Genomic DNA, 3,488 nt, shown 5'->3' with positions numbered 1-3,488 from the left:
GGCCTATATCGAGCGCAAGGGACGGGTGCTGGCCATCCACACGCGCGCCGCCCCGCATCTGCTTCCGCGCGCGACGCAGCTTGTCGAGCAGGCGCTGGCCGGCCTGCCAAAGGGCTACCGGGTGGTTGCCGGCAACGCCGGCGTGGAATTGCTGCCGCTGGAGGCGGCCAAGGGTGCCGCGATCCGGCGTTTCATGGAGATTGCGCCATTCGCAGGTCGCCGCCCGGTCTTCCTGGGCGACGACACGTCGGACGAAAACGGCTTCGAAACGATCAATGATGCCGGCGGCATATCGATACGGGTCAAACCACCGGCGCAAACCACCGCGCAGTACGGGCTGGCCGGCGTTGCCGAGACGCTGGCCTGGCTGAGAGGTCAACTCTAGGTCCAGCCGACGCAACCGTGATCGCGCCTCCTGGAAAGGACAAGGAAAGGAACGGTTTCGATGGGACGCTTTGCACAATTGGTTCGAGAGATCACCCCGAACTGGCTTCACGCTCGCTCCTCCCGCCATGAGATTGCCGACGTTTCACCATCCGACGCGGACTACAGCTGGCAAGAGGCGATCGACAACAAGATGTATGGGGCGGATACATCTGACTATTCCCATGTGCCGGAAAAGCCTGTTTCGGCAAAACCGGCAGGCGACAGGCCCGCGGACGAGAACGACCGCGTTCCAAAGAAGGCCAATTAAGGTCCCGTTGGAGCCCGATAGTCGCTGTTCCTATGCCGCAAATCGCAGTCCGCCATCGCAGGTCAGCACCTGGCCGGTCATGAAGCCGTTGGAGACGAGGAAGGCGATTGCGTCGGCCACGTCTTCGGCCCGACCGACGCGGCCGACCGGGGTCTTGCCGGCATAGTCGGCAAAGATCGTTTGCCTCTGCTCTTCGGCCAGAAAATCCCACCAGGGCGTGTCGATGACGCCCGGCGCCACGACATTGACGCGCAGCGGCTTCAGTTCCAGGGCCAGGATCGGCACCACAGTCAACAGCATGCCGTTGATGGCGGCGATACCGGCGACGCCGGGCGTCGCGAGCTGCGCCGACACGGCCGAGATGAAGGTCACCGATCCGGCCTTGTTGAGTGTCGGCAAGGCGGCCTGCAGGCAGGACAGCTGCGGGCGGACCTTTTCCTCGACGCCGCAGCCGATGTCGCTCAGGTCAAGCGTCGGGAAGGGGCCAAGGCCCTTGCCGCCGCTGGCCGCCAGCACCAGATGGTCGAAAGGTCCGAGGCTCTCGAAGAACTGGCGGACCTCATCCGGCTTCGCGGCGTCGAACGCAACCTTCCCGGCAGCGCTGCCAAGGCTTTTCCAAGCGCTCTTCAGTTTGTCCTCGTTGCGCCCGGTGATGGTCACCTTCATGCCCGGGCCAAGCAGTTTTCGCGCCGTCGCCAGGCCGATGCCGGACGAGCCGCCGATGATGACGGTGTGTTCGATTGTCTTGGTCATGAATGGTCTTCCTTCGATGTGGGGGAGGCCGTGCCGATGAGATCAAGGCTCAAGGCTCGCAGACGTTGCCTTGCCTTGGCGTCATAGGCCTGGGTATCGGCACGGGATTCCCGCAGGCCGTCGAAATAGAGGCCGCTTTTCCCGTCGAGCGCGGGTGAGGCGGCGAGGTTGAGGATGGCCCCGGCACCGGTCTCGACCGAGCTCCACGGCGTCACGCCTGCTTGCCAGACCATGGTGGTGTTCATATAGCTCGCCGGATGCAGCGCGTTGACGGTGACGCCGGTGCCTTTCAGCTGCTCCGCAAGGTCGACGGTGAACAGGATCTGCGCCAGCTTGCTCTGGCAATAGGCACGCACGCCGTCATAGGAGCGGGTCAGCATGACATCGCTGAAATCGATCGCCTGCTGCCCCGCCGAGGCGACATTGACGATGCGGGCCGGCGCACTCGCCTTCAGCAACGGCAGAAGCTCCGATGTCAGTAGGAAACCGGCGAGGTAGTTGACCGCGAAGCGCAGTTCGTAGCCGTCGGCGCTGACCTGCCTTTTGGCACCTTGGCCCGCTGTGCCGATTCCGGCATTGTTGACGAGGATGTCGAGCCGATCCGTCCGGGCGCGCACGGCTCCGGCAAGCCGGCGCACTTCGGCCAGCGACGAGAGGTCGGCGACCAGAAGCTCCGCCCTGCCGCCGGTCGCTTCGATCCCGGTGACAACAGCCTTGCCGCGCGTCGCATCGCGGCCATGCACCAGCACACGGGCGCCCGCGGCGCCGAGCCGTTGCGCGACGACCCGGCCGACGCCATCGGTAGAGCCGGTGATGAGGATCGTCTTGTCTTTGAGTTCCATGTTCAGAGCCTCCGTTCTGTTGCTCTGAACCGAAGATGGGACAGTTGGCGCGGGCCAAACAGTTCAAACTTTATCCTGGTATCAATACTGCTATAATACCCGCATGGAGTCCCAACCCCACGCTGCCCCCACACATTCGGCTGAAGACAGCCGCCGGCGCGAACTCGGCGCCTTCCTGCGCTCGCGCCGCGAAAGGCTGACGCCCTCGGCCACCGGCATCGCCACCGGTCTCAGGCGGCGTACGCCGGGCTTGCGCCGCGAGGAGGTGGCGATGATCGCCGGTGTCGGCACCACCTGGTACACATGGCTGGAGCAGGGGCGGGAGGTCAGGCCCTCGGTCGAGGTGCTGACGGCACTTGCCGAAGCACTGCGCCTCGACGCCGCCGAAAAACAGCATCTGTTCATCCTCGCCGACCGCCAGCAGCCGGAGCGCCGTGCCGTGGCGCCGGAAAAAGTCGACGGCCCCTTGCTGCACATGCTGCAGAGCCTGGTGCTGCAGCCGGCCTATGTTGTCGGGCGGCGCTGGGATGTGCTGGCCTGGAACCCGGCTGCCGTCGCGGTGTTCGGCGACTATGGCTTGCTGGAGGGTGACGCCCGCAACATCGTCCACATGGTGTTCACGAGCCCGCACCACCGGCGCCTGCTGGTCGACTGGGAGCAACTGGCGCGCACCGTGCTGGCCTCGTTTCGGGCCGCGAGTGCGCGTTATGTCGGCGATCCGGATTTCGAGCGGCTGATCGAGTTGATGACGCGTTCGAGCCCCGAATTTCGCGCCTGGTGGCCGCAGCGCGACGTCGCGCACCGGTTGTCGGGGGTGAAGCATGTCCGGCACCCGAGCGCGGGCGCCATGACCTTCGAGCATATGAGCCTGTCGATCGGCGATGGCTCCGACATGAAGCTGATCGTCTACACGCCGCTCGCCGAGCAGAACTCGGTCGCCAAGCTGCAGACATTGCTGGACGCGCTGCCGGTTGAGCGGCGCAGCGCCTGAAGCGTCAGGTCTTCGGCTTCAGCCCATCCAAGAACAATTGTTCGAGAAACCTTGCCGCATCCTCGAAGCGGCCGTCGCCGCCGCGGTTCGGCCCGAGCACGGCCCGGACCTGGACGTCGAAATCGGCGTAGTGCTGCGTCGTCGCCCAGATCGAGAAGATCAGGTGCCACGGATCGGTCTTGGCGATCTTGCCGGCGCGCATCCAGCC

General features: G+C 65.1%; 6 protein-coding genes. 3 read left to right on the top strand and 3 right to left on the bottom strand.

What is annotated here, in order from left to right:
• The coding region (locus EN750_RS24305; RefSeq protein WP_281062319.1) for a trehalose-phosphatase at positions 1–385 on the top strand (385 nt) is incomplete at its 5' end.
• Between the two features lie 60 nt (positions 386–445).
• A complete protein-coding gene (locus EN750_RS24300) occupies positions 446–694 on the top strand; it encodes a hypothetical protein (protein ID WP_127269146.1) in 249 nt (82 codons plus the stop codon).
• Positions 695–724: 30 nt separating this feature from the next.
• Here the strand turns inward: EN750_RS24300 and EN750_RS24295 are convergent, their stop codons facing one another.
• Together EN750_RS24295 and EN750_RS24290 are read right to left on the bottom strand one after the other, a co-directional pair.
• Positions 725–1,447, bottom strand: a complete 723-nt coding sequence (locus EN750_RS24295; protein WP_127397912.1) for an SDR family oxidoreductase — start codon at positions 1,445–1,447, stop codon at positions 725–727.
• Complete coding sequence (locus EN750_RS24290) at positions 1,444–2,289, bottom strand: SDR family NAD(P)-dependent oxidoreductase (RefSeq protein WP_127397910.1); 846 nt, start codon at positions 2,287–2,289, stop codon at positions 1,444–1,446. Before EN750_RS24290 ends, EN750_RS24295 begins: the two co-directional genes overlap by 4 nt.
• Positions 2,290–2,392: 103 nt before the next feature.
• On the opposite strand from EN750_RS24290, the gene EN750_RS24285 reads away from it, so the two are divergent.
• A complete protein-coding gene (locus EN750_RS24285; protein ID WP_127382854.1) occupies positions 2,393–3,280 on the top strand; it encodes a helix-turn-helix transcriptional regulator in 888 nt (295 codons plus the stop codon).
• A 4-nt stretch (positions 3,281–3,284) separates the two neighbouring features.
• On the opposite strand, the gene EN750_RS24280 is transcribed toward EN750_RS24285, so the two are convergent.
• A partial coding sequence (locus EN750_RS24280) for a TetR family transcriptional regulator C-terminal domain-containing protein (protein ID WP_189526421.1) occupies positions 3,285–3,488 on the bottom strand: 204 nt, incomplete at its 5' end.

This window comes from Mesorhizobium sp. M7A.F.Ca.ET.027.03.2.1 (assembly GCF_003999175.1).
In the GTDB taxonomy this organism is placed as follows: domain Bacteria; phylum Pseudomonadota; class Alphaproteobacteria; order Rhizobiales; family Rhizobiaceae; genus Mesorhizobium.
This window is presented reverse-complemented; position numbering and strand designations above follow the sequence as displayed.